The organism is Desulfosarcina variabilis str. Montpellier (genome assembly GCF_048565275.1).
In the GTDB taxonomy this organism is placed as follows: Bacteria; Desulfobacterota; Desulfobacteria; order Desulfobacterales; family Desulfosarcinaceae; genus Desulfosarcina; species Desulfosarcina variabilis.
The window spans coordinates 2,367,843-2,394,842 of sequence record NZ_CP159846.1 but is presented as its reverse complement, the minus strand read 5'-3'; the positions used below and the strand labels follow the sequence as shown (position 1 = coordinate 2,394,842).

At 51.2% G+C, this 27,000-nt stretch carries 23 protein-coding genes and 1 tRNA gene; 12 read left to right on the top strand and 12 right to left on the bottom strand.

The window, feature by feature from the left end; genetic code table 11:
- Positions 1–12 precede the first annotated feature (12 nt).
- A complete protein-coding gene (locus tag Dvar_RS10825; protein ID WP_419661702.1) occupies positions 13–3,789 on the top strand; it encodes an SIS domain-containing protein in 3,777 nt (1,258 codons plus the stop codon).
- A gap of 73 nt (positions 3,790–3,862) precedes the next feature.
- Here the strand turns inward: Dvar_RS10825 and Dvar_RS10820 are convergent, their stop codons facing one another.
- Positions 3,863–3,994, bottom strand: coding sequence for a hypothetical protein (locus tag Dvar_RS10820; protein WP_419661701.1), 132 nt, complete (start codon positions 3,992–3,994; stop codon positions 3,863–3,865).
- A gap of 127 nt (positions 3,995–4,121) precedes the next feature.
- Here Dvar_RS10820 and Dvar_RS10815 point away from each other — a divergent pair, with 127 nt between their 5' ends.
- Positions 4,122–5,207, top strand: a complete 1,086-nt coding sequence (locus Dvar_RS10815; protein WP_419661700.1) for a hypothetical protein — start codon at positions 4,122–4,124, stop codon at positions 5,205–5,207.
- 322 nt (positions 5,208–5,529) lie between these two features.
- Here the strand turns inward: Dvar_RS10815 and Dvar_RS10810 are convergent, their stop codons facing one another.
- On the bottom strand, positions 5,530–5,868 hold the full coding sequence (locus tag Dvar_RS10810; RefSeq protein ID WP_419661699.1) for a type II toxin-antitoxin system HicB family antitoxin: 339 nt from the start codon (positions 5,866–5,868) through the stop codon (positions 5,530–5,532).
- Positions 5,865–6,071 carry a type II toxin-antitoxin system HicA family toxin gene (locus Dvar_RS10805; RefSeq protein WP_419664101.1) on the bottom strand — a complete coding sequence of 69 codons (207 nt, stop codon included), beginning with the start codon at positions 6,069–6,071 and terminating at the stop codon, positions 5,865–5,867. Before Dvar_RS10805 ends, Dvar_RS10810 begins: the two co-directional genes overlap by 4 nt.
- Positions 6,072–6,251: 180 nt before the next feature.
- Between Dvar_RS10805 and Dvar_RS10800 the strand changes: the two genes are divergently transcribed.
- Both Dvar_RS10800 and Dvar_RS10795 read left to right on the top strand, forming a co-directional pair.
- Complete coding sequence (locus tag Dvar_RS10800; protein ID WP_419664100.1) at positions 6,252–6,560, top strand: ISL3 family transposase; 309 nt, start codon at positions 6,252–6,254, stop codon at positions 6,558–6,560.
- 641 nt (positions 6,561–7,201) lie between these two features.
- Positions 7,202–7,879, top strand: coding sequence for a hypothetical protein (locus tag Dvar_RS10795; RefSeq protein WP_419661698.1), 678 nt, complete (start codon positions 7,202–7,204; stop codon positions 7,877–7,879).
- A 238-nt stretch (positions 7,880–8,117) separates the two neighbouring features.
- On the opposite strand, the gene Dvar_RS10790 is transcribed toward Dvar_RS10795, so the two are convergent.
- The 4 genes from Dvar_RS10790 to aroB all read right to left on the bottom strand — a co-directional run bounded on the left by Dvar_RS10790 (position 8,118) and on the right by aroB (position 12,631).
- A complete protein-coding gene (locus Dvar_RS10790; RefSeq protein ID WP_419661697.1) occupies positions 8,118–9,593 on the bottom strand; it encodes a leucyl aminopeptidase in 1,476 nt (491 codons plus the stop codon).
- 184 nt (positions 9,594–9,777) lie between these two features.
- Complete coding sequence (locus tag Dvar_RS10785) at positions 9,778–10,302, bottom strand: peptidylprolyl isomerase (RefSeq protein ID WP_419661696.1); 525 nt, start codon at positions 10,300–10,302, stop codon at positions 9,778–9,780.
- 137 nt (positions 10,303–10,439) lie between these two features.
- A complete protein-coding gene (locus Dvar_RS10780; protein WP_419661695.1) occupies positions 10,440–11,531 on the bottom strand; it encodes a tRNA-queuosine alpha-mannosyltransferase domain-containing protein in 1,092 nt (363 codons plus the stop codon).
- 8 nt (positions 11,532–11,539) lie between these two features.
- Entirely contained in the window at positions 11,540–12,631 is a 1,092-nt protein-coding gene (aroB, locus tag Dvar_RS10775; protein WP_419661694.1) for a 3-dehydroquinate synthase, read from the bottom strand.
- 287 nt (positions 12,632–12,918) lie between these two features.
- Here aroB and Dvar_RS10770 point away from each other — a divergent pair, with 287 nt between their 5' ends.
- From Dvar_RS10770 to Dvar_RS10760, 3 genes are read left to right on the top strand one after another with little or no spacing between them, the layout of a single operon-like run.
- Positions 12,919–13,188 carry a Smr/MutS family protein gene (locus Dvar_RS10770; RefSeq protein WP_419661693.1) on the top strand — a complete coding sequence of 90 codons (270 nt, stop codon included), beginning with the start codon at positions 12,919–12,921 and terminating at the stop codon, positions 13,186–13,188.
- A gap of 2 nt (positions 13,189–13,190) precedes the next feature.
- Complete coding sequence (locus tag Dvar_RS10765) at positions 13,191–13,568, top strand: response regulator (RefSeq protein WP_419661692.1); 378 nt, start codon at positions 13,191–13,193, stop codon at positions 13,566–13,568.
- A gap of 6 nt (positions 13,569–13,574) precedes the next feature.
- The gene (locus Dvar_RS10760) at positions 13,575–14,036 is read left to right on the top strand and encodes a putative molybdenum carrier protein (protein ID WP_419661691.1); all 462 of its coding nucleotides are present in this window, start codon (positions 13,575–13,577) and stop codon (positions 14,034–14,036) included.
- A 55-nt stretch (positions 14,037–14,091) separates the two neighbouring features.
- Here Dvar_RS10760 and Dvar_RS10755 read toward each other — a convergent pair.
- Positions 14,092–14,167 (bottom strand) — tRNA-Ala (locus tag Dvar_RS10755).
- 340 nt (positions 14,168–14,507) lie between these two features.
- On the opposite strand from Dvar_RS10755, the gene Dvar_RS10750 reads away from it, so the two are divergent.
- The 4 genes from Dvar_RS10750 to Dvar_RS10735 all read left to right on the top strand — a co-directional run bounded on the left by Dvar_RS10750 (position 14,508) and on the right by Dvar_RS10735 (position 20,585).
- A complete protein-coding gene (locus tag Dvar_RS10750; protein ID WP_419661689.1) occupies positions 14,508–16,397 on the top strand; it encodes a SurA N-terminal domain-containing protein in 1,890 nt (629 codons plus the stop codon).
- Positions 16,398–16,432: 35 nt separating this feature from the next.
- Positions 16,433–16,681 (top strand): hypothetical protein, encoded by a 249-nt coding sequence (locus Dvar_RS10745; protein WP_419661688.1) that lies wholly within the window; start codon positions 16,433–16,435, stop codon positions 16,679–16,681.
- A 266-nt stretch (positions 16,682–16,947) separates the two neighbouring features.
- Positions 16,948–17,367 carry a type IV toxin-antitoxin system AbiEi family antitoxin domain-containing protein gene (locus Dvar_RS10740; protein WP_419661687.1) on the top strand — a complete coding sequence of 140 codons (420 nt, stop codon included), beginning with the start codon at positions 16,948–16,950 and terminating at the stop codon, positions 17,365–17,367.
- A gap of 215 nt (positions 17,368–17,582) precedes the next feature.
- Positions 17,583–20,585, top strand: a complete 3,003-nt coding sequence (locus tag Dvar_RS10735; protein WP_419661686.1) for a M16 family metallopeptidase — start codon at positions 17,583–17,585, stop codon at positions 20,583–20,585.
- 178 nt (positions 20,586–20,763) lie between these two features.
- Here the strand turns inward: Dvar_RS10735 and Dvar_RS10730 are convergent, their stop codons facing one another.
- From Dvar_RS10730 to Dvar_RS10715, 4 genes are read right to left on the bottom strand one after another with little or no spacing between them, the layout of a single operon-like run.
- Positions 20,764–21,942, bottom strand: a complete 1,179-nt coding sequence (locus Dvar_RS10730; RefSeq protein ID WP_419661685.1) for a DUF4340 domain-containing protein — start codon at positions 21,940–21,942, stop codon at positions 20,764–20,766.
- 3 nt (positions 21,943–21,945) lie between these two features.
- The gene (locus tag Dvar_RS10725) at positions 21,946–23,814 is read right to left on the bottom strand and encodes a Gldg family protein (protein ID WP_419661684.1); all 1,869 of its coding nucleotides are present in this window, start codon (positions 23,812–23,814) and stop codon (positions 21,946–21,948) included.
- 15 nt (positions 23,815–23,829) lie between these two features.
- Positions 23,830–24,582, bottom strand: coding sequence for an ABC transporter permease (locus Dvar_RS10720; protein WP_419661683.1), 753 nt, complete (start codon positions 24,580–24,582; stop codon positions 23,830–23,832).
- 37 nt (positions 24,583–24,619) lie between these two features.
- Positions 24,620–25,558 (bottom strand): ABC transporter ATP-binding protein, encoded by a 939-nt coding sequence (locus Dvar_RS10715; protein WP_419661682.1) that lies wholly within the window; start codon positions 25,556–25,558, stop codon positions 24,620–24,622.
- A 692-nt stretch (positions 25,559–26,250) separates the two neighbouring features.
- Here Dvar_RS10715 and qrcA point away from each other — a divergent pair.
- Entirely contained in the window at positions 26,251–26,940 is a 690-nt protein-coding gene (gene qrcA, locus Dvar_RS10710; RefSeq protein WP_419661681.1) for a menaquinone reductase multiheme cytochrome c subunit QrcA, read from the top strand.
- The last annotated feature ends 60 nt before the right edge of the window (positions 26,941–27,000 follow it).

Below are 27,000 nucleotides of genomic sequence, written 5' to 3'. Positions count from 1 at the left end.
TTGAGGAAGATCATGCAAAAAAATCGATTTGCGAACGCACGCGGGCGCGCCGCTCGCGCTGCCGATCTGATGTTACGTGTATGCCAACAACTCCGCCGCCGCATGCCGCCCCTGCCATCTGTTTACTGGGGCCGTTATCCAAGTGCGGTAACCGGGCCGGCGATTATCCTTTTTCCCTGCTCAACCCGCCAGCTTTGCTGTGGCCTGGCCGGGCTGATCGCCGTCAAAGGCAAATCAGACCGCGATGCGGCTGTTGATCTGCCGGCCCTGGGCAAACTGGTCGATGCGGTGGAAACCGCCGGCCTGACGTCCCAACCCGTGCCACCCCAAACGCTCCAGGACAGCTATCTGGGGGGAGCAGACACCCTCGAGCACCTGTTGACCGCGGTCCGGGTCTTTAAACAGGAACCGGCCTTCCTGGACCTGTACAAGGATGAAACAGCGAAGCAGACACTCATGGATCTGGCGGGCCGTTTGTCAACGGTACTGCAGCGGGAACAGGAACAGCTGGCCAACCAGGCCGGCAGTCTGGAGACCCAGGCCGTGGATATGATCTCCACACGGATTGATGCACTCAAGGACATTATCTGGACGATCAACGTGGAACTGGCCGGCAATCTTTCCCGCATCAAAGCGTTGATGGGAGAGGATGCCGGCCAGAGACCGGACACCTGTATTACGGTTTTCCGGCAAATCAATGCCGTGCTCAACAGTATTGACCGGCTTGAAGTCCGGGGCCGTGATTCAGCGGGCATTTCGATTCTGTTTATTTTTCCCCAAAGCGACTATGATGCCCTGGCCACGGCGCTGGATAAAAGCGGCCTGACCGATGATTTCCAAGCGCGCATGAACCATGATGTACTGGGCAACACCAGCATCAGCATGAACCCGTCCACCAGTAAGGATGGAGAGCCGATCGTGGCCTTGACCATGGTCTATAAAATTGCCGCAGAAATCGGCAGTCTGGGAGACAATATCCGGTTTTTGCGCGGGCAGATCACCGAGGATGCCATTTTGCGGCAGGTCGCTTCCACGCCCCACTTGTTTCACACGGTATCTTCCCATACCCGCTGGGCCTCCATTGGTGCCATTACCGAACCCAACTGCCACCCGGTGGACAATACCATGGCCGGCGCCACCTTGAAAGACCGCCCCATTATTCACGCCTGCCTGAACGGTGATATCGACAACTACATGGAACTCAGGGCGATCGTGGAAACATCCGGGCAAGTCATTCCCGAGTCGATCACTACGGATACCAAGATCATTCCACTGTTGATCGAGCACTACCTGACCAGCGGCGTCGACGTTACCGAAGCGTTCCGACTGGCGGTAAGCGACTTTCAGGGGTCTCATGCCATTGCCATGCACACCGATCTGGCACCGGGACGATTCTTCCTGGCCCAGAAGGGCAGCGGCCAGGCCGTTTTCATCGGATTGGCCGAAGACCATTACATGCCGGCATCAGAGGTGTACGGGTTCATCGAAGAAACGCCCTCCTTTTTGAAAATGAACGGCGAGAAGGTCGTGGATGGTAAAAACGGCAAAACCCAGGGGCAGATTTTCGTGCTCGACCAACGATCCACCGGCGGTATATCCGGCATCACGGCCATGTACTACGATGGCACGCCCATCCAGCTGACCGATGCCGACATCAAGCATACGGAAATCACCTCTCGGGATATCGATCGCCAGCAATTTCCTCACTATTTTCTCAAAGAAATCTCCGAAGCGCCGCTGTCTGTGGAACGAACGCTGCTTAATCGCTGGAAGATCGCCGAGGACAGCCAGGGCCAGCACTATGTCATTCACCTGGACGAAGGTATTTTCCCGAAGTCACTGGAAGATGCATTCAAGGGTGATCGCATCCGGCGGGTCTTCTTCGTCGGCCAGGGAACAGCCGGCGTGGCTGCCCAGGCCTGCGCCGATATCCTCAAATCCTATCTGGCGGATCCGACCATTCAACTGCGCGCGCTCAAAGCATCGGAACTTTCCGGCTTCGAGCTTACCGAGGGCGACGATGATCAAAGCATGGCCGACACCCTGGTCGTGGCCATCAGCCAGTCAGGCACCACCACCGATACCAACCGCACCGTGGACATGGTCCGGGCGCGCGGGGCCCATACCCTGGCCATCGTCAACCGGCGCGACTCGGATATCACCTTTAAAGTGGACGGTGTGATCTATACATCCAGCGGCCGGGATATTGAGATGAGCGTGGCCTCCACCAAGGCCTTTTACTCCCAGATCGTCGCCGGCGCCCTGCTGGGCCTGAAGGTGGCCAGCATCCGCGGCAAACGATCCAAAGAATTTCTCTCGGATCAGATTGCCGAACTCCTCAGCATCCCCAATCATATGCGCACCGTGTTTGATATGGGAGAAACAATCCAGGCCTCGGCCCGGCGACTGGCCGCCACCAAAACCTACTGGGCTGCCGTGGGTAGCGGCCCCAACAAGTCATCGGCTGATGAAATCCGCATCAAACTCAGTGAGCTGTGTTACAAAACCATTTCATCGGACTATGTGGAAGACAAAAAGCATATCGATCTTTCGTCCGAACCCCTGATCATCGTCTGCGCAGCCGGCTCCAAGGGTACCGTGATCGGCGATATCATCAAGGACACGGCGATCTTCAAGGCCCACAAGGCGGCGCCGGTAATCATTGCCGACGAAGGCGAGGAGCGCTTCGATCCATATGCCGAGGACGTATTCCATGTGCCTCAGGTCAGTCCCCAGTTCGCCCCCATTCTCAACACCCTGGTGGGCCACATCTGGGGCTATCACGCGGCCCTGGCCATTCATGAAGGATCTCGATTTCTACACGAAGTCCGGGAATCCATCCAAGACACCGTGGATGGCCTGGCCAAACAAGGCCTGGACATCTATGAAGTGGTCCTTGAGAAAAGCTTTAGAGAGAAAATCGCTCAATTCTACAGAGCCTTTCGTGAAAAGCGCAGAGCCGAACAGTTTCCCACGGCCATTACCCATGCATCGGATCTGACCCTTTTGTTCAAGTACCTGTCGGGCCACCTGCCGCTCACCGATTTCGAACTGGATTTCGGTTTGAAGGGCACGGCCAAAAATGTGCTGGACACCCTTTTTCGCGTGCTAGGCGAGTCGATCAATCTCATGTCCAGGCCCGTGGATGCCATCAAGCACCAGGCCAAAACCGTAACCGTGGGCACCAGCCGGATCAGCGAACGGGTGGAAGGGGTCCTCTTCGACGCGCTGACCGCCCATGACCTGGACATCGCCCAGGTGATCAACCGTAACGTCATCGTCATGAGAAATATTCAAGGCGTTATCGATCATGTCAAGGGTAGTATTCTCTACCGTATCGATGGCCTTGGCCTGTTTGGTGATCCCACGGACCAAACCACCATCACGATCCTGAAAAAGACGGGAATTTTGGCCGAGCTGCCGTCCCGGGTGGAAAAGGATTCGGTCCTGAAAGGCACCAAGCGCATCATTGTGCGCCAGGGCAATGTCTATATCGGCAAGGGCAGAAAAGACGGGCGCAGTATCGTGGTGATTCCGGCCACGTCCGAAGACCCCACCGACGGCAGCCGCATTCGCTACCTGCTGCTGCTCAACATCGGATTTAAAGAGACGATCCCGCTGGGGACCAAAATCAAGGCATTGGGGGGCAAATACGAGCACATGAAGAACATTGTGTACGAAAACAGTGTCTCCTGGTCCGACACTTACCTGGACGAAGTTCCGGTGGACGACTTGTTCGGCCGCTCAGCGGAAAAACTGGCTGAAGGGATGGTCCAAAAACATAAATAGATTGTTGGTTTTTTACAAGACCAATCTTCTCGCGTAGGGCGGGCAATGCCCGCCGTCAGGCCCATCTCGTATCTTAAATGGTGGGCGGTGCCCACCCTACCGGCTGAGGAGAGGCTTCAGCGACATAAGTAGGATTCAAGGGGTGGGGGTTGGCGTCTAATGCGCCAAGCCCCCAGACCTCAGCATTGGTTCCCCGTTTGTTCACCGATCGCTGCTCACCGCTCACCGATTACCGATTACCGATTACCGATTACCGATTACCAATAATATAACATCTAAAATTACTTTTTGTTTCCAATCTACACCAAATCTTTTTAGAAAGGACAACCACCATGGGGAAATGTTGGCAAGGAAAAGTTGAATGGATGTTGGCGGTAGTATTATCAATGTTTATGACCAGCGGGGCCTTGGCCGCCCGTCACGACATTGATGCAAATGTTGGCTTTTTTGGCGGAGCAGTCGAGTTAGACGCAGATAGTGAAGAGTATGGTCATGATTATGATGAGGACGGGGATATTAGCGGTAATCGTTACAAGCTCGGCTACACTTTTTATTTTAACGAGCTTTTGATTGCGGAAGTACCCAACGACCTGAAGGTGTTCCTCCAGCACCCGGCGAGGATCTACGCCAGCTTTTCCGGGGGCACCTATGAGGAGGATAGGGACATAGAAGTCGGATATCATTATGGAACTGGCAAAAAGAGTTGGGAAACGAGCTATCAAGATTTTGAGCTCGGCGGATCCTATTATTTCCCCTCCAATACCGGGTTGGGGATTGCCGTTGCTTTAGGCAGTGAAGAAAAAGAATACGATTATTCATTTTCAACCGATGAAAGCAATTATTATGGTTATAGTGATAGTTATTCATATGATGCTGATGGTGATCGTCGCAAATTCAAACTTTGGGTGGACCAATACCTGGAGGGCAAGCATCGCCTACGGTTCAGCTATTCCAACTTTCTTAAAGAGCGCAGCTATAAAAATTCCAATGGATTTAGTTGGGAAAATGATTACACAACCAATTGGTATCTTTTGAACTACAAAGCCGCCTACGGGGGTGGCGCCCGATTTGTTTTAGATTTAACTTTCGGTTACGGCCAAGAAGAATATGAGTATAGCACAGACACTGATGAATGGACTGCGTATAATTTTGGACTCAATTTCGGACCCGCTTTTAGCCGTTTTGCCATTTATTTTTATTTTGACTTTACCACCTGGGATCCGGACCAAGCCGAATTATACGATCGGTACAATTTGGTTTTCGGCATCAACCCCAGGTTCTGGTTTGGTGACCATGTGAGCATGGATATCAACCTTTTCGGAGAACTCGATGAATATGATTACCCGGATAATTCAAGCAGCTATGATCAAACAGATGGCTCATTTAATATAGATATCGCATTAAAAATCCGATTCTGACTCAGTACAAAAAACGGACTTAAAGAGACGATCCCGCTTGGAAACAAAATCAAGGCATTGTTGGGTGAACATGAGCACATGAAAAGTATCATGCAAGAAAACAATGTCTCCTGGTCTGATACTTACCTGGACGAAGTACCGGCGGACGACTTGTTCGGCCGCTCAGCGGAAAAACTGGCTGAAGGGATGGTGGAACGGCATAAATAGGGTGTTTCTGGTTCCCACGCGCTGCGTGGGAACCCATCCTCGGTTAGGTGAAAGATAGTCAGCACTCTCGAAAGGCGTAGCGGGTCAGCTTGGAATGAAATATTGGCGACGTTTTTTAATCAGCACCGATCGACTCATCAAGAAGATCCGCTACCCACTTATTCAAACTTTTTCCTTCTGCTGTAGCGCGGGTAACGAGACGAGCATGCAACTCCGGTGATACACGCAGGTTGAATTTGCCGGAAAACGCCTTGCGCGGCTCTACCCCGTCTTCTTTGCACATCTCAAGAAACACCTTTAAAGACGTCTCTCCTTCTCTGCGAAGCCCATCAATATCGCTGGCATAAAAATCGGCACCACCGTTTAGGCCAATGAATTCTCCACGAAACATTTCAATTTCCGGGTCGTATTTGATGACAGCCTGATAGCCATTGATTTCCATAATGTTCATCATGGTGTTACTCCATTGTCCGCTAACCATTTTCGAATGCTGGCTACGGCGCCTTTGTCCGTATTTGGCGAGGGATGCGGTCGGTGAAACACTCTCCTTTCACCAAAAAGGCGAACACCGATTCGTGAACCCTCTCGTTGGGTCAAATCTCCGCCCAGTTCAACAAATAGGGCTTCAATATCCTGCCATTTTATATTTCCGCCCACCGGTCTAGCGAAGATTGCGTTCAATGTCTTTTGGTATTTGCGTTTCACAAGACAAATAGTACCATATATCAGTACCGTTTCAAGAAAAAAAGTATTGCCGACACACTCCTTTGTATCTTTTCAAACACAAATTACGGGTAAAAAAAATGATTCAAAAACCCGCTTTTTAGACACCCCAATATAAAACTCAATTTTCAGGGATTCTATCAGAAGTCCCTCCAGACCGCTGAAACCTTTTTGAAGAAATGGTATTTCTGGGCAACCCACATCCTTCTGGAACCTATGAAGAAGGCTGCTTACATCATCAAGAACCACTGGGATGGTGTCCTGCGTTGGTTTGAATCCAGAATCAACAACGGGATTCTGGAAGGGATAAACAGTCTTATTCAAGCAGCAAAAGCCAGAGCCCGTGGGTATCGGACAGAACGAGCACTTACCACCATGATTTATCTTATTGCAGGCAAACTGAACTTCGATTTACCGACATGAAATAGCGAGGAGCCTAATATTATTTTCAGTTTCGGTAATATTCTCAGCTTTCTTGTTCAAATTTGCCATGCAACGGATTGATAATCGACTTGATATTCTGACCCCACATGAACGGAATCTCGCCTATGTAATTATCGTTGCTGGCTATCTTCTGCACAGAGCCATTGGCACTTTCCCCCCACTGTTCCCATCGATCGAATACCAGAGATAATACGTTCCATCGGCTTGAGGGAACCGATCCATTAGAACAAGGATTGAAACTCTACGTACTTCACTTTTGCAATCAGCAATTGTAATTATGCCATGGCGAATTTTCCGATTACGAGCAACGCTTCGCTGAGCACGACGGGCATTGGCGTTTTTCGTGCTCGTGCTCGTAATCGTAATCGATCGTCATTTTTTACTATCGATCGATGAAATTCCTGCTGAACACCTCCAAAATTACAATTGCTGATTTACAGTTGACACACATCACCTTTTCACTTAAAGAGTATTTGTTCACTCCTATTTTCTAAACCCAACGCAGTAATATAATATTTGTTTTTAATCTCAAATTCTGAAGAATGGCGGATGTCTGTTCGGCTTGACGAATTTGTGATGAAGTAAATCCATCAACTTTTTATTGCTTTGAGGGGGATTTGATGAAGAAACTGTTTTTTGCTTGTCTTGCTTCTGCTTTTGTTGCCACCTTTTTTTTCACCACCACGGCCAGTGCGATTGGCATAGGGTTCTTTTATGAATTAGGGAATGCATCACCGGAATGGACCATCGAATATGAAGATGACGATCATTACTATTATTATGATGAAGACGAGAGCTGGACCCGGGATTTTGATGGAGATCGCTCACGAAGGGCTTTCGGCTTTGTTCTGGACACCACGGTTGCCCGGGATCAGCTGTTCAATTACCGCTTTCAAATCGGTTATGAAACCTGGGAAGATGAAGTCAGTGGATTCGGCGAGTTTGATATGAGTGGCATTTCCATGAGTCACGATTTCGGCTTTGGCGTTTTAAGAACTCCAGCCGTGAGGCTATGGCTGGGGCCGGAATTAAGATTTGCCTATGCGTCGGGTGACATCGACCGCAACCCCTATGCCGATGTCTATTCATTTGAGTATGGGATCGGTCCGGTCATCGGGGCGAATTTCAATATCGGCTCGACCGTGACCCTGGGATTGAAAGCCGGATATATATTCAGCAATTTTCTTGGTGTGATAGAAAATGACAGCCATACATACGAAGATTATGATTTCGATGGTTCATCCACCGAACTTTATTTCAATGCCGTCATTATTTTCCGGTTTGGCGATTATTTTTAGATAGTGCCCATCCACGAATGGCCAATTTGCCCGATATCGGCGTTGCCCGAAAAATTTAATCCTCGGAATATCAACTATATGCCTGTGGTTAAATTTTTCGGGCGCCTTGATCTCGACCAAATTTTCCTATTCGTGGATGGACACTAGATAGCTCGGATGGCTTTTCGCAACGGTGACGATCGAAAAGCCATCTTTCTTTTTCCTGCAGCATGATCGACTATTGTGCAAGCGTGGGATCTCAGACCCCGCCGATCCAATCGCACAGCAACCGCACCCCAAAGCCCGTCCCACCGGCACCGCAGTAATCCGAGGCCTTCTTGATCCACGCCGGGCCGGCGATATCAATATGGGCCCAGCGGGTATCGCCGACAAATTCAGAGAGGAACAGGGCGGCGGTAATGGCGCCGCCATAACGGCTACTGCTCATGTTGTTCAGATCGGCAAAATCGTTTTTCAACAGCTCTTTGTAATCCTCGGGCAAGGGCAGCGACCAGCAGCGTTCATGGGTCGCCTCCCCGGAAGCCACGATGCGCTCGGCAAGCTGTTGATCGTTGGAAAACACACCGGCGATTTTTTCGCCCAGGGCGATCATGCAGGCACCGGTCAGCGTGGCCAGGTCGATCATCGTGTCCGGTTTGTATTTTTTGATCGCCCAGGCCATGGCATCGATAAGAATCAGACGGCCTTCGGCATCGGTATTGCCGATTTCAATCGTTTTACCGGCAAAGGAACGCACAATATCACCCGGACGAATGGCCGTTCCCGAAGGCATGTTTTCCACCAGGGGCATGACGCCGACCACCTTGATATCGGGCTTCAGGGCTGCCACGGCAAGCATGGTACCGGCAACGGCCGCCGCTCCGGACATATCCATTTTCATGGTTTCGATGCTGCCGGAAGGCTTTAGGTTGATTCCGCCAGAGTCAAAGGTTACTCCCTTGCCGACCAGCACCACGGTTTGCCGGGCCTTTTTCCCTTTGGGGGCGTATTCCACGATAACCAGACGCGGAGATGCACTGGAGCCCTGACCGACCGCCAGCATGGCACCGAACTTTTGTTTTTCCAACCAGCGTTCATCCATGATGGTCGTCTTCAGCCCCGGCAATGTTGATGCGTGTTTGATCATTTGCGCAAAGGTATCGGGTTGTTTGTCATTTGACGGCGTGGATATCCACTGCCGGGCGGTTATACTGGCGCCGCACACGGCCGCCACGGTTTTGGCCAGACCGCTGTAGGCTTTCTTCTGGGCGGCGGTGGCCATCAGCACCACCTGTTTGAGCGCTTTCTTCTCTTTCTTCTCTTTGTAGTGGTCGAAAACATGATTGCCCAGCACCGCGCCTTCCATCAATGCCTTGAAAATCGTTTGTGCATCGATCAAAAGGTTGGCAGCAGAAGGCGTGGCAATGGTCAGGGCGGCCAGCCCGGTCTTGATTCCGAAACCGACCGCCTTGCCGGCAACACATCTGAACGACTCTGCGTTGATCTTCTCAGCGTTTCCAAGCCCGAAAAAAAGCGCTCGAACAATCTGGGTGCCGTCCGGCTGAAACAGGGTCAAAGTCTCTCCCTTTTTGCCGTTGAACTCGTCATAGGCCTTGGCCATATCGATCAGGGATGCGACAGATGAATCCGTGTGAATATCCTGGTCCTCACAAACCGGCACCACCAGGGTGTTCACCTTGGCACGTTTCAGGTTGACAGTTTTGATTTCGATCATTCAGCGCCTCTTTCTCCGGGAGTATTACCCAAATTGAGCCATTAGCTTTTAGGCATTAGCCGTTAGCCCTTAACAGCAATTCTCTTGAATCACATGGTAATCGCTAAAAGCTAATGGCTAACCGCTCAATTTTGTAATTAGTTAACGTGTGAAGACGGTTGTCTCTTCTTTGAAAGTCATCCCATCATCTCTTGATGGTCACCTTTTCCATGATCACCGCTTCTTTGGGTTTATCCATGGGGCCGGTGGCAATGGAACCGATTTTCATGACCACATCCATGCCTTCGACAACCTTGCCAAATACTGAATGACGGTTGTCCAAATGCGGCGTGGGCGCCAGCGTAACAAAAAACTGGCTGCCATTGGTTCCCGGACCGGCATTGGCCATGGAGAGCACACCAGGCCCATCGTGTTTGAGATCCGGATGAAATTCATCCTTGAACTGGTAGCCCGGACCACCGGTGCCGTTGCCAAAGGGGCATCCGCCCTGGATGACAAAGCCTTCGATCACCCGGTGAAAACTCAATCCATCATAATAATTCCCCCCCCGGGCCGTCTCTTGCCGTCCTTCGGCAAGATTGATAAAGTTCCATACGGTTTCCGGGCATTCCTTGGCGTACAACTCGGCTTCAAACGTTCCCATGTTGGTCTCGAATACCGCTGTTGCCCGATCAATCTCTTCCTTGTAACTGTCCTTCTGGTTGGCCATTCTTCTCTCCTTCTGAATGATAAAATAAAAAAACCACGCCACCAAAGAGCGTGGGAAACATGGCTAAAATAAAAAACAATATAGGAACATCCGCACTTAGTGTCAACAAATGCGGTGAATCCCATTTCAGAGAATGATTATCTTGCCTTTGCCAACAACGCCAATTCCCGGTCATAACAAACGGCCACGTCTGACCAGGCGTGCCTGGCCATCATACCGGCCAGGACAGGCCGATGGCAGACAAACTGCTGGGGATCGCGTAGCAGGGTCGCCAGCTTTTGTACCAAGTCCGCATCATCCTGGTATAAAAAATCGGCATGAAACTCCTTTGGGAGGACTTCCGGATAAGCCAGCCGATGGGGTAGCAGGGGCAGGCAGCCGAACCGCATGGCTTCGACCATGGCAATACCAAAGTTCTCCTGAATGGCAGTGCTGACGGCGAGGTATCCTTTTTTGAGCCAGTTCACATACGCGTCCTTGGAACGGACATAACCGTATTGGACAATCTTGTCGGTAAAGCGGCGTTTGGCATACGCGAAGGCGCGTGGCGCAGCCTGGTAATTTTCGCCCATCAAGGCCAGGCGGAAGTCAATGCCCATGCGCGCGACTTGATCCAGTGCGCCGAAAAACGTGTCCGGCTGTTTGTCAAACTCCCAGCGATGGTTCCAAATGATAATCGGCGGCCCTGCCGGCAGTGGTGCGGGCTCAATCCAATCGTCAGTAAAACGGCAGCCCGGGTGCAGTATCCCGGCCTTGTTTCGGATGGCGTCAACGACCCAGCCGGGTTTGAATTCCGGCATCTGCGCGATAAATCCAGGTAGCGTTTTGAAAAAATGGTCGAAGTGAAAACGCGAATTGAACAGCACCCGATCCGCGCAAAGCGCGGTGGTGATATCGGTAAAGCCGAACTGCAAGTCCATCTGCTCACCCGGCGCCAGGGGATAGGTCAACTGGTTCTCGTGCAGATAAACCAGGGCCGGGGGACGACGGCCGGGGTAGAGCGCGGTAAAATCAGCCAGACTCATCAAACCGGTCGTGATCATCCCATCATAGGCCTTAAGATTGTCGATGCTGCGGATAAAATGCAGCGCAGCCCCCCGCATACGCCATTTCCAGAATCGGGCGGGAAGATGAACCACATGGATGTCGTGGGTCGAATGGGCCGTCAGCCCTTCGGCAAAATCCCGATGGGAGCCCCCGTAGAACGGTTCAATAAACAGGAATCGCATGGCCCGCATTACCCGATGCCGGCTGCCTTGACCAGGTCATACAGATCGTCCAGATCGATTTCTTCAACACTGGCATCACCCAAAGACGATAAAAAGACAAAATGGATCCGGTGGCCTTCCCGCTTTTTGTCCTTGCGCAAGGCGGCCAGCATCGAGGACGCATCCACCGGCGGCTGCACAGGCAGGCCATAGCTTTGAATGATCTTCTCAAGCCGCTGGGCGTCTGCAAAGTCGAGCAAGCCCTTCTGGGCCGACAGACTGGCGGCCAGCACCATACCGATACCCACGGCTTCACCGTGGGGGATGCCGGTCAGCTTTTCCAAGGCGTGGCCAAACGTATGCCCATAGTTGAGTTTGCGCCGTTCACCATGCTCCCGTTCATCCCGGGTAACCACGCCGGCCTTGATCTCGACCGACCGGTAAACCAGGTCCGCGATGATCGCCGCATCCAGGGCCAAGGCCGCATCCCGCCGGGTTTCTATAATGCTTAACATGCGGGCATCGGCGATCGCCCCGTGCTTGATGATTTCGGCAAATCCGCACAGGACTTCTCGAACGGGCAAGGTATTCAAAAGGGCCAGGTCGCAGATCACGAATTCAGGCTGATTGAAAACACCGACCATGTTTTTATAGCCGCCGAAATTAACGCCGTTTTTCCCCCCCACGCTGGCATCCACCTGGGATAACAAGGTTGTGGAAACAAAACCAAAGCGTATTCCGCGCATGAATGTGGAGGCCACGAATCCAGTGATGTCACAAACAATCCCCCCCCCTACACCCAATAAAAAGGTGGACCGGTCCGCCTCTAGATCTACCAGCTGCTGTAAAATCGCTGCCACCGTCTCCAGGGTTTTTATCTTCTCACCCTGGCCAATTGAGATGATTGGGCAGTCAGGCAGCTGCTGGCGATAATGCCCCGCCACGGTGTTGTCGGTAACAATAATGGTCTGCGTCGGATCAATGTATTGGGGTAGGTTGTCGATCGACTCGCCCACGAGAATCTGGGAACTGCCAAATGCGCCTTTGACCAGTAGCTTTTTCATTCTTCCACCATTTTCATCCATTTCATTTTTTTCGATCAGCCAAGCCTCTTTTAGCATAAGACAACCTCGATGGGAAAGACAAACAGCGGAACCGCATTTGGATCGCTTTGATGTTTTTCGCGGGCATGGCCCGCTCTTACAATCGCCAACTGCATAGCTATGTGCGGTTTTTTGTAGGAGCTGGCCATGCCTGCGACCCTATTTTTGAAGAATTCGGTTCCAAATGCGGTCACCCTACAGCACGGGGCTTTGCAACTTGCCCTGATACAAGGATTGAGTTATGCTTTGATCAATCAGCTATTGGTGAAGGCCAGCGTTGACATTCTTTCAAAAGGATTAAGCAGATGGATCCGGTTATCGTGCCGATCGATGGCGTCCTTGATCTTCACACCTTCGCCCCCACTGTGCTTGACACCCTGATTGGCGATTACATCGAAGCCTGTCTTGAATCTGCCATCTACGACCTTAGAATTATTCATGGGAAAGGCACGGGCGTTTTGCGTGCAAGGGTACGCGCCCTGCTTGAAAAAGATCCTCGGGTTGCGTCGATGGGGGATGCGCCGAGCGATGCCGGCGGGTGGGGGGCGACCGTGGTAAACTTAAAGAGGACCTGAACATGCCCATCAAAGGAAAGATTTTGGTTGTCGACAATGAAACCGACCAACTCAACATGATGCGGGAAATTCTGCGACGCATCGGATATGAGGCCAAAATGACCGACAATCCGGAAGAAGCCCTTAAAATGATTACAACCGAAACATTCAGTGCGGTTTTCATTGATCTGATCATGCCGGATATTGAAGGCACCGACCTTTGTGAACAAATCAAAGGGGTTTGTCCGCGGGTGCCGGTATTTGCATTTTCAGGCCATACGCATCTTTATAGCGCCGAGCAAATGGAGCGAGCCGGATTTGATGGGTCCATCCGCAAACCGGCAACGATTGAAGAAATTGAAACCGTTCTGACCCGTAACGTCAATTCAGACAAAGGATGAATCATCATGCTGAAAAAAATAATATCCGGTGGACAGACCGGCGTGGATCAGGCTGCGCTGGACACGGCTATTCGCCTTGGCATCGCTCATGGCGGATGGGTGCCCAAGGGCCGGCAGACTGAAGCGGGCCCACTATCAAACGTATATCAGATGCAGGAACTGCCTTCGGAGGATTATGCTGCCCGAACGGAAAAAAATGTAAAAGATTCTGACGGCACCTTGATCATATCCCGCGGCCGTCCAACAGGGGGAACCGACTACACGCGAAAAATGGCCCTCAAACACGGCAAACAATTACTGCACATCGATTTGTCCACAGGACAGAAAGCATCGGACGCAGGATCGTTGATCAATTCCTGGATTGAAATGAACCGGATTGAAATCCTCAATGTCGCCGGCCCCAGAGCGAGCAACGATCAAAGCATTTACAACGATGCCGCCAACATCCTGACCCATGCGCTGAAATGAACCGTCATCAAATCAAAAAGGGCTGCGTTGATCAACGCAACCCTTTCTTGTTATGTGGTGGAGCTGAGGGGGATCGAACCCCTGACCTCATGACTGCCAGTCATGCGCTCTCCCAGCTGAGCTACAGCCCCAAAAACGAAAACGCAACCTAACAAAATCATTTTTCCCTGTCAACGCAATTTTTTGCTAATTTTCACTTTTGATATCGCCGCATCGTTCGATAAGGGATGAACGGCGCTAAACTATTGACAAAAGTGAAGGCACTATTTAATTTGAGTAGTTTTACAAATACAGCATAGTTGTAAAAACCAACCGTTGGAAGGGCGCCTGAGCGTTAAACACATCCCAAGCAACCTGTGTTTCATCAGTTGCGCTATCCTACGGAAAAAGGTAAAACCAATATCAAATGTCAATTTTGGAGTCCTTTCAACATCCTGAATCCATTTGATACAACCCAATAAGAGGTCTTGAATGCTCAACGTAATGCGGAAACATGCCGGCAGTTGGATGATCAAGGTAATTCTTTTCGCCATCGTAATTGTATTTATATTTTGGGGTGTCGGCAGTTTTCGTTCGCGCCAGGCATCCAAAGTTGCCACGGTCAATGGAGAAATTATCAATGCCACCGATTTCAGACGCACTTACAATAACCTGATTGATCAATATCGCCAACGATTCGGCTCCAATCTCAATGACGGCATGCTGGAAATGCTGCAGGTGAAAAAACAGGCCGTCGATCAATTAATCAACCGTGCCATTCTCCTTCAAGAGGCAAAGAAATTAGGACTCACTGTCAGCGATACGGAAATTGCCCAACAAATCATGGAAATCCCGGTTTTTCAGAGCAACGGGACATTCGACAACCGCCGCTACCTGCGTGTCTTATCGCAAGTTCACCTGACCCCGGAAGAGTTCGAGGCGGAGCAGAAAAGTGGGTTGTTGACCCAGAAGCTCACCCGGCTCATCCTTGGCGCCGCAAAAGTATCGGAAGCGGAGATGCGGCAATGGTATGATTGGCAAAACACATCGGTAAACATTGCCTATGTGCTGTTTAATCCGGACCGCTATGATGATATCAAGCCATCACCAGAAGAAATCAGCGACTATTTTGAGAAAAACAAGGACACATACAAAACCGACCCGATGATCAAGGTGCGTTATGTGGTCTTTGATCCAGCGGACTTTTCCAGCCAGGTAACAGTAGACGAAGATGAAATCAAAGATTACTACGATTCACACACGGATGAGTTTGAGACCCAAAAGCGCGTGGAGGCCCGCCATATTTTAATCAAGCTGGATCCCCAGGCCAGTGAGGCGGATGATCAAGCGGCAAAGACCAAAGCCGAAGAAATCGCCCAGATGGCAAAAGCAGGCCAGGATTTCGCAGAACTGGCCAAAGAATACTCCCAAGGTCCCACCAAAGACAAAGGCGGCTACCTGGGCAAGTTCACCCAGTCGCAAATGGTCAAGCCGTTTGCCGATAAGGCATTTTCCATGACTGCCGGCCAAATCAGTGATCCCGTAAAGACACAGTTCGGCTGGCATGTCATCAAGGTCGAATCCGTTGAAGATGCCAGCACAAAAACACTTGAAGAAAGCAAGGAGACCATCACGTCTACCATCAAGGACAGAAAAAGCAAAAACCTGGCCTACGACAAGGCTGAACAATTTTACGAGACAACCTTTGAAAAGGATGATCTGGTTAAAAATGCCGAAATATTTGATCGGCCTGTATTGGAAGCAGGCCCCTTCAGCCGGCGGGGGCCGGACGCCCTGAAACGCAGCAGGGGCCAATTTGCCACTGCGGCGTTTAATCTCAATGTTGATGAAATCAGCGACATTCAGGATATCGACGGTCGCTACTATATTATCCAACAGACACAAGCCATAGCGGCAACGATTCCGCCCCTGGAAGACGTGAAGACAAACGTTACCAAAGACCTGACCGAGAAATTGCAGGCCGACAAAGCCAATCAAGACGCTGAAGCCATGGCAGCCGACCTGAAATCCAATCAACCGTTCGATGACATTGCACGCACCCACAACGTAGCAGTCAAAGAAACAGGCCTTTTTAAACGCGACGCCGCCATACCTGAAATCGGATCCGACCCCGCCTTCAGCCAGGCCGCCTTTACCCTGTCACCAGCCGCAAGCACCGATACCCCCGTCAAAGGAAACGCTGGATACTACTTGCTTCACCTGCTTGAAAGAAAAGCGCCGGCGGACGATGGTTACGTGTCCGAAAAAGACGACATCCAAAATTTGCTTCTTCAACAAAAACAAAGAACCGTGATGCAAAATTGGATGGATTCACGTAAAGCCGACAGCCAGATCACCATCGAAAAAACCTATCTGGATTAGCAATGCGTGTTGAATAGGAAGAAGAAGAGGGTCACATGAAATCATCTGGTACGTCCACGAAATTAGCCAATGGAAGTGGCCATGTTTCTAAAAAATGTCCCGAATGCATGGAGTATATGTCCATTGATGCAAGCATCTGTCCATCGTGCAAACTCCCTGTCGGCAAAATCAACAAGCACGGTATGGCTTCGCGCAAAACAGATTGGAAAGCTTATGCCACAGCCATCGCAGCCTGGCTCTTTTTCTTCTTCTATATTTGGTGGGCCTTCATCAGAGAGCAGTAACGCCATAGCGTACCCCCAAACGACACCTAACCTATTGCTACCGCAATGATTCAATTCCTCTTGCATCTACACCATGGTTGCTGAAAAGATGTGAGTTTGACCGTATGTGGGAAGCAATGGGTCAGACATCTTTTCTACCCTATCTGACCATTCGGCATCTATTTTCTCAAAACAAATATTGACATCGGAAGTTAAATATAATAGGGCTCAAAATAAATAGCTTAATTCTTAGCCAAAACCGCTATATAATAAGGAGGCTCGAGCTGATGAAAGATGTTCAAAAGGAACTTTTAGCAATTTCCACTTCTTTGTCTTCACTGGTAGCAAAGGTGGAGAAAATGGTGGAAGCCATTGAGTCGGAAAGTGGAGCAGCACCGGCGGCAAAGGCCAAACCCGCCAAAAAGGCAGCCGCAAAGGCAAAAGGGGCCAAAGCGGCACCCAAGAAAAAAGCTGCACCCAAAAAAGCACCGGCAGCAGCAAAAACGACCCCGTCCGGATCCCAGCCAACCATGTTGGACAATATTTACACCATGATCAGTAGAAGTCGCAATGGGATCACCGTCGAACGGCTGAAAAAGCGAACCGGTTTGGAAGCCCGTCAGGTCAGCAATGCACTGTACAAGTTGACCAAAAAAGGTAAAATTGAAACCCTTTCCCGTGGTGTCTACGTAAAAAAGAAAAAATAAACGCCTACTGCTTTTGTTGACACAAACAAGGGAACCTGCTCCTTTTAAAGCCTTCCGACTCAAATCGATACCCATCGAGCGGAGGGCTTTTCTCTTTTTATGACGGCCCTGCCTGTATTGCCTTTTTACCATTCCCGCATTACTATTTACTAATAGTACGACATAACCATTGCCCAAAAAGCGGGCCAGCCATATTCAACTAAAAAAGGACAACCATGTTTATGTTTCATCTCCGCTGGAAGAAAAAAACGGTCATTTGCAAACCATGGGCGATATTTTTGATTGCCATGCTTCTGGTGGGCGGTTGCAGCAGCGTCACGGAGCCCGTGCCTGTTTCGGGCCCTGCCTCGCCCGCACCGGTTGCCGCTTCTGATCAACCTGCAAAGCCATCGTCTTCGTGCCTGACGGTCATGTCGGAAGGCAGTGAATTGACGCCTGATCCGGCCATCGTCTGTGGCCGACTCGAAAACGGATTTGGCTACCTGTTGATGGAAAATCAACATCCCCAAGACCGGGTCAGCATCCATCTTTATGTTCGCGCCGGCAGTCTGAATGAAACCGATGCCCAGCAGGGACTGGCGCATTTTTTGGAGCATATGCTATTCAACGGCTCCACCCATTTTCCGCCGGGCGAACTGGTCCGTTACTTTCAAAGCATCGGCATGCAATTCGGCAATGATGCCAATGCCCATACAGGATTTGACGAAACCGTATACGACATCGTCCTGCCGACCGGCGATAAAGAAAGTCTTCAAAAAGGACTTTTGGTCATGCAGGATTATGCCATGGGCGCCTTGTTGCTTGAAGAAGAGATTAAACGCGAAAGTGGTGTGATTCTCGCCGAAATGCGCGCCCGTGATTCTGCGGCGTACCGCACCTTAACAGCCAGCTTGCAATTTGAATTCCCGAACTTTTTGGTGTCCAGGCGACTTCCCATCGGCAAGGCAGACATTGTAAGAAATGCCGACCGGCCCCTTCTGAAGGACTTTTATGACACCTGGTACCGGCCGGATAATATGGTACTGGTCATGGTCGGTGATTTTGAACTTCCCGTGGCCCAGGCCCTTGTTGAGGACGGTTTCAAAGCCTTCACGCCACGCGCCCCCAAAGCCACCCCGCCCGATCTGGGCACGATCGACCATCAGGGGCTCAAGGTCTTCTACCACCATGAACCGGAGACGGGCGGAACAACGGTCAGTATCGAAACCGTTCGCCCATACCAGCAACGCCCGGATGATTTATCGCAAAGGCGCCAGGAAGTCATCGCTGAAATGGCCGACAGAATCGTCCAAAATCGCCTGGATACCCTGCAAAAAAAGCCGGACACGCCCTACACCGATGCTGCTGTGGGCAGTGGTGTGTATCTCAACCAGATCCGCTACGCCGAAATCACGGCGGACGCCAGCGCACAGAACTGGCAGCGCACGGCAACGATATTGGAAATGGAACTGCGGCGGGCCAGACGCTTTGGATTCACTGAACTAGAGCTGCAGCGAGTTAAAAAAGAACTGCTCAACATGCTGGACAATTCGGTCAAAGAAGCACCGACCCGCAACAGTACCCAATTGGCCAGAGGCATAATCCGCCAGTTGGCCAAAGGTCGGGTGATCCAATCTCCGCTTCAGGAGAAGACCCAACTGGTACCGATGATCGAGTCGGTCAGCGTGGATGATCTTCACCAGGCCTTTTTGGATAACTGGCCGGATGATCACCGCCTGGTAGTGGTCACCGGTGACGTCAATCTGAAAAAGAACGCAAGCCAGTCGCCCACGGCTCAAATCCGTAATACGTTCCTGCTTGCAGCCGCGACCCCGGTCCATCCATCCAAGCTCGAAACCATGGCCACCTTCCCATATCTGCCGATCCCCGACGATAAAGGAGAGATCGTCTCCCGAGAAGTCATGGAAGATTTGGGGATCACCTGTGTTCGTTTTGCAAACGGAATTCGTCTTAATCTCAAACCCACTGATTTTAAGACCAACGAGGTGCTGGCCAACCTGATTTTTGGTCCAGGCCAATCCCAGGAACCGGCAAATCGTCCCGGCCTTTCTCTACTGGCCGAGACAACCATCAACGAAAGCGGGCTGGGAGCAATGAACACCAATCAGCTTGAACGTGCGCTGGCCGGAACGAGTACGTCGCTGGATTTCAGTGTCATGGACAGTTATTTCAATTACTTCGCCAAAAGCGTTTCCAGTGAAATGGAATTGCTGTTTCAACTCTTTTACGCCCATCTGATGGACCCAGGTTTTCGCGATGATGCCATGCAACTGACCCGTGAGCGATTGCGTCAGAATTACCAGACAATGTCTCGATCCATCGAAGGCATGATGCGCATTGAAGGCCTGCGCTTTCTGGCCGCTGGCGACACGCGCTTTGGAATACCTAACGCCCAAGACCTACAGGCGATCGATTTGAATGATATCCGCAATTGGGTCGCCCCCTTTCTGGCATCCGCACCATTGGAACTGTCCATCGTGGGAGACTTTGACCCAGACCAGGTGATTGAACTGGCACGGCGCTACCTGGGCGCCCTGCCCGATCGCAAGGGTCAATCAGATGCTTCCCGAATCGACCTGCCGCATCTGCCCGTTGGAACCACTCACCATATTGACGTCAACACGAAGATCGCCAATGCGATGGTGGTTGTCGCCTGGCCAACGGCAGACTTTTGGGATATCCGTCGCACAAGGCGTCTGTCGGTGCTTGCCGATATTTTTTCCGAAAGGCTTCGGGTACGGATCCGTGAGAAATTGGGCGCATCCTATTCACCGTATGCGTTCAACCAGGGCAGCCGCGCATATGAGGGCTATGGGACCCTTCAGGCCCATGTCAACGTCGCCCCGGATCAGATCAACACCGTGCTCGCCGAAGTCGAGGCCATTGCCAAGGATCTGGCCCAACATGGTGTGAACGATGATGAGCGTTTACGCGCCCTTGACCCGATCCTTACCTCCATCAAAGAATACCGGCAAACCAACGGTTACTGGCTGAACAGTGTGATGACCGGATCCGGGCGCGCCGCCGAGCAGTATGCGTGGGCGAAAAGCATGGTGAGCGATTATGGCGCCATTACCCGGCAGGAAATCTCTGAGCTTGCCGCCACCTACCTGTCGGGCGAGCGTGCGGTCCTTATCATTGAACCCAAAAACGATAAAGTAAGCGCCAGTATTGCAACAGTGGAGGCAACCAATTCCCCCAAAAAAGGAACACCGTAAAAGTAAAATCGTTGTCGTTGTCAGCGAAGCGGTTGTCGTTTTTGTAATCGGAAAAAAAATACGGACGGGTTGTTTATTTCCCGGCCGTATTGTTTTTTATCTGTTGTGGATCGAATCTAATTTTATATCGGAATCGATAGAATACCTTCACTTAACACTTGCAACTTAACACTTAAAACTATTTAGAGGCTTGCTCCCCCTCTTTTTCAACAGCTTCCAGCAATCCATCCGGCTGGGTGATAAAGCTGTCAAACTGCCATTTCTTGACCGAGAACACCCACGGGCGCACATCAGCGTCGATTTGCTCAGCGGTTTTGACCACTGGCGCATCCGCTTCCTTTTTATCTTCAGCCGCTTTATCTTCTACCGCGTCTGCCTCGGGCGCCTTGTCCGAGTCTGCATTCTCGGAAGTTTCAGAAGTTGCCGGTGCATCCGTATCAGTGGTCTCAACGGCAACCGTTTCAGCAGTGACGCGCAACCAATAGTGATCCTTATCGTCAGATTCGGGCAAGAGCGTGATCTGACGCCCATCGTAAAGCTGATAAACCAGTCGACGGGAACCGGTATCACCGGTCTGCGGATGTTCATCCGCAGACACAACATCGTCCAGGGTCAATGGTGCCATTGCATCAAACACCTGATCGATCTTGGTTGAATCCACGTTTCTATCTGGCGGGATTGGCGTCATCTGCGGTTTTTGACCTTTTTCCGGCCGGCTGAGCGAGTATACCGGCTCGGCTGCGTCATCGGCATAACAGGTGACGGATGCGATGGCATCAGCCTTGATGTTGAGGATTTCGTCTTGCAGCCAGTCGGCAGGTGCAGTTTTCAGGAAACGGAAACTCCCATCCACCAGATAAACGGTATCATCGTCGCTCTTCTTCAGGTATTGTCCCCCGCTTCCGCCACCGTCGCTCTGGCGCGTCTGCCCCAAGATTACATCGGCCAGCACTGCACCCGACGAATCCTTGAGTATCATCTGCGTTCCCCTGCCCTTTTCTTCTGCGGCTGACGGTGCCAACAAGGAAAGTCGGGTAAGGCTCTCATCGGTACCGGTAAAACTGCGCCCGATCTTCAAGCGGGAAAGCTTGACCACGGTATCCCTGAGCTCCCCGAAATCCGCCGGGTAGTCGCTACGCTCCTTTACCTGCCAGGTTTTATCACCTTTGATCAAGGTGACGCTGCTCGTCGTGTCGGCAATCGTGATGCTGGCTACCTGATTCACCGGCAAATCGGAGAAGAGTTTTTTTCCCATATTGGTGTCACCGGTGTGCCGATCATCACTGAAACGAAGAAACGCCAAGGCCACCAGTACACCCGCTGCCACCAATAGTATCAAAAATGTCTTGCCCTTCATTGGTTAAGCCTTTCTCCTTCGACTAAATGCGAAAATAATTCCTCCAATGCCAATTAAAATGGGCACAAGGAAAATATTGATAAATTTAATCGTTGATCCCAACTGTTCGATATCTGCCCGCAAATTACGCCGAACGATTTTAAGTTCTTTGTTGATCTTCAGCTTTTCTTCCTGGAATCGGGCGATTTCCTTTTCCTGCTCTTCGCTGAGGATGGCGCGTTGGGAGGCGTCTTTTTGCTGCTCGAGCATACGCAGCTTCTCGTTGGTCTCCTCCACTTTGCGAACCAGTGCCTGTTCCTGGTCAAGCCAGCGGTCCTGGGCCATACGCTCAAGCTCCTTCACCCGTGTAAAGGGTCGCTCGAATGTGCCCCGGGTGCGAATGCTGATCAAGGCCGGATTACCGGTGAGCATTTCACTGGTATTCAGCAAAAAGTTCAGGTTGTCGTTAAAGATGTTGGAAATATTGAACCCCAAAAAGTTTTGCCGGCTCAGGTAGTAACCATCATAAAGCAGATCACTGTCGCCAACGACAATAACGACTGCTTTGCCATTGCCCTCCTTTAGCGTTTCTTCGGGCGCCTTACTTTCCGTCTCGGCTTGACCCTCCTTGGCGCCGGTCTTTGGCTTCCCATCGGGAAATGCGGTTGTAAATGTTCCCGAAATACGCACCGCCAGATTCCGGACGGTTTGCGACGGTTTGAAATCCCGGCGTAGTGTCGAGACATCCATGTTGTGGGAGAAGGCATCCACCATCTGGTTATTGGGGCTGCTGTGCACCAGGGTCTCGACGGTGGTGCTCGAATCCGGCAAGATTTCAATGGCGCCGGCAACCGGCATCAGCATGGACTCCAGATCAGCGGTGATAATGTTGTCGGTGTTGAAGGCCTCCGCCTTGGCCGATAACCACAAGGGATTGTTCTCCACCTGATTATTGCGATTTCTCAGCCGTGTGGCAAAGCTAAAGTCAGCAACGGCTTTGCCGTCGGGCATGGAAACGCCCCAGGCCTTGAGCAGTTTTTCGGGAATCGAGCCGCCCGGCCCCATGCGCGGATCATCCATCAGTGACATGGGGTCGGCAAAAACAATCGCATTGCCGCCGGCCAGTACATACTGATCCACGGCGAAAGCCAGCGTATCCGACATGTTTTTAGGATGGAACAGCACCAGCAGCTTGGCCGCCGGATCGATACGATCGGCATCGGGCTGGACCTGAATCAACTCATAGTTTTTCTTCAACTCCTGGATGAAGAACCACGGTTCCTGGCCGCCCTGGGGACCGCCCATGCCCATGGCCGGCCGGCCGAACACGGGCAGGCCGCTGTAAACGGCAATCTTCATGCGCTCCGCTGTCTGTACCCGGGCAATGATGCGCGTCAGATCATATTCCAGGCGCATCTCCTGGGTTGGATCGATAAATGGAATGGCCGCCTCCTGGTCGGCTGCCAGCGCAACCAGTCCCAGATAGACCGTCTCGCCGGTGGGCATATCAATGCCTTTCATCCCGTACTTGACGGCCCAGTCCTCCTCTTCGGAGTCGGGCTGGGGATCGTATTGTTCAACCGAAATCCGGCCCTTGCCGAAATGCTCATACTCAGAGAGAAAATCGATCACCCGTTGGGCAAAGGTTTTGATATTTGAAGGCATGGTAGTTACATGCTTGCTGTAGAAAACCTTGATGACAACATCTTGGTCCAGCTCCGACAAAATCGTCCGGGTGCCGTCTGAAAGTGAATAGAGATTATCTTCGGTGGCATCCAGGCGCAGTGTCGTACGTGCGAAAAGAATATTCACCACCACCAGGATGACGAAGACCAGCACGGCACTGCCGGCCGAGAACATGGTTTTGCCAATGCGTTTTTTTCCATCGCTCATGGACTTTAGGCCTCCTTATGCCGATTCCCGGTTTTGCAAAATCACACCGTTGATGAAAATCATCAGGGTCATCACCGACAGGTAGTAAAGCAAATCCCGCAAATCCAAAACCCCTCGTGAAATAGAAGCAAAGTGGGAAAGCACGCTGGTGGCGGAAACAAAATCCACCAACCATACAGGTGCCCAACCGGAAAGAACAGATGTTACCGGAGCAAATCCGGCAAGTATAAGAAACAGACAGGCCACCACAGCCAGAATAAAACTCACCACCTGGCTGCGGGTGAGTGCCGAGGTCATGCTGCCGACGCTCAAAAATGTGCCGGCCATGAGAAAAGATCCGACATAGCCGCAAAGGATAACACCGACATCCGGATTGCCCAGGTACATGACGGTCAGGACCAAGGGGAACGTCAATACCAGGGCAATACCGATGAAACACCACGCGGCCAGGAATTTGCCCAGGATCACTTCAGTCACCGTGACAGGTAGGGTCAGGAGCAACTCGATCGTTCCCAACCGGCGTTCCTCGGCCCATAACCGCATGGCCACCGCAGGCACCAGAAACATGAACAGCCATGGGTGCCATTGAAAAAAGCCCTTTAGATCCGCCTGCCCGGCTTCAAAAAAGTTGCTGATGTAAAATGTAAAAAAGCCGGTCAACAGCAGAAAGATCACAATAAAGACATAGGCGACCGGGCTGCCGAAATATCCGGCCAGTTCGCGCTTCATGATGATGCGACTGTTTCTTAAAAGATTGGTGTATGGCATGAACCACTCCATTGATTGATTTTATCTATGGTGAAAATCATTGATTGGTGGTGATGGTACGGAATACATCGTCAAGCCGGCCTTGTTCGACAAACACCGAGGCGATGCCAATGCCCTTTTCGCCCACCGATGCGATCACCCTGTCGGCAATGGGCAGGTCGGCATCTTTGGGGAAAATCCGTAAGGTCAACCGATCATTTTTCGTTTCCACTTCTGATACCGACGCCACGCCATCCAGACGTCCGAGGCTGTCAGTCAGATCCGCGTGCGACGTTCCATGCACCGTTAAAAGCACCGCCCCATAAAAGGTGGAGCGCCTGCGCAACCCCTTGGGGGTGTCATCGGCAACCACCTTTCCATCGGCAATGATCATGGCCCGGTTGCAGACCGTGTCCACCTCATCGAGAATATGGGTGGAAAAAATAATGGCTTTGGTGACGCTCATTTCGCGGATCATCAACCGCACCTCATGTTTCTGGTTGGGGTCAAGCCCGTCGGTGGGTTCGTCCAGAATCAAATAGTCTGGATCATGCAGAATGCTTTGGGCAAAACAGACCCGCTGCTTGTATCCCTTGGACAGGGTGTTGACCGCCTGGTGGCGAACGGTGGACAGAAAGCACCGCTCAATGGTCTGCGCCACCCGATTTCGCTTGGCAGCCCCGGAAAGCCCTCTGATTTCAGCACAGAAATCCAGGTAGCGGACCACGGTCATATCCGGATAGACGGGTGCGTTCTCAGGCAGGTAGCCCATTTTTCGACGAGCGGCAATGGATCGGGTCGAAATATCATCACCGCCAATGATCACCGTCCCGCTGGTCGGGGGAAAAAAACCGGTGATCATCCGCATGGTGGTGGATTTGCCTGCGCCATTGGGTCCCAGAAACCCCAATATTTCACCTTTCCGGGCAGTAAAAGAGATGTTGTCCACCGCCAGATGATTACCGAACTGTTTGGTCAGATGCTTGACTTCAATCATAAATTCGCGGTCTCCTTGGCCTTTCGATAGTCACTTGAAAAACAACAACACCATTTCATGGCCGATGCCGCTCCATGTCCAATGTATCAGAGCAGCCCAGCGAAATGGTTACCGAAAGTGTGAATTGATGGGCGTTGCAGGCCGAGTACTCGCATGAAACGAAAAAACGGTGAACATGCTCATCCAAAAATAAAAACCGTTAGTCCGAATCGTCAGCCTGCAGAATCAGGGAGAAAATAACATTGCATCATCATATGTCAAGAGTGATGCACGAAGGTTGACGCCGGCCAGGCATCCCATATAATTAAAAGCTGATAGGCACGGGCATAGTTTGCAAATGATTTATAAAAAGGTATCGCTAAGGGACTGAATCAACACATGGACGATGGTCATCGACGCATCCGCACCCTTGTTCAACGGCCTGTTTTCAAGGATTTTTTCTTGACAAAATCACCGACTGCCGATAGTAAGTCGCAAGTTCTACCTCCCGTGTTTTTTCACCCATATGCGGGATCGGTTCCCGTTTGAAAAAGATCTATAATCGATCAAAGGCAAGCATCGGTAACGAATCCGGCGTGTTTAGGATTGAATCGCGGGATATCGGTCGATGCGGAAACCGGCGCAGGGATGTTAAGTAAAATTGGTAATGGTCAAATAATATAAATCATTACACAGCGGTTGATGGAGATTCCATGAGTACCTTAGACGAGAAGGCCACAGAGGTGATGGATGATGACGCGGCACACAAGAAAAACGGAAACGACTCCGGCGCCAGCGGGACTATCATCCTGTTCTTCATCATTGGTTTCGCAGCGAGCATGGTGGTGGGGTGGGTCGTTTTCCCCAAGCTGCTCTACTCCCAGAAGGAGCAACCTTTTAATTTTAACCATGCCTTGCATGTTGAAGAGGTGTCGGATGGATGTGAGAGCTGTCATTTTTTCAGGGATGACGGCAGTTTTTCCGGCATCCCCAAGTTAGCCCAATGCACGGAATGTCATGAAGAAACCATGGGCGAGAGTGAAGCGGAGGCTGTTTTTGTCGAGCAATACGTTTGGAAAGAAAGAGAAGTCCCCTGGCTCTCGTACTCCCGCCAACCGGATTGTGTTTTCTTTTCCCATGCGGCTCACATAAAGGGTGCCGAAATGGACTGCGTGACCTGCCATGGCCACATTGGTGAATCGGAAAGCGCCCGTCCCTATGAATACAACCGCATCACCGGTTACAGCCGGGATATCTGGGGAAAAAATATTGCCGGTATCAAGAAAAACAGCTGGGACCGCATGAAAATGGATGACTGTGCGCAATGCCACAAAGAGGCGGGACTCATTCACATGTCCAGCGTTCAAACCAATCGGGATGCCTGTTTTGTCTGTCATAAATAATGACGACAAGGAAGAACGTTAGAAAAACAATTGCAGCGTCTGCATTGCACATAAGGTGAG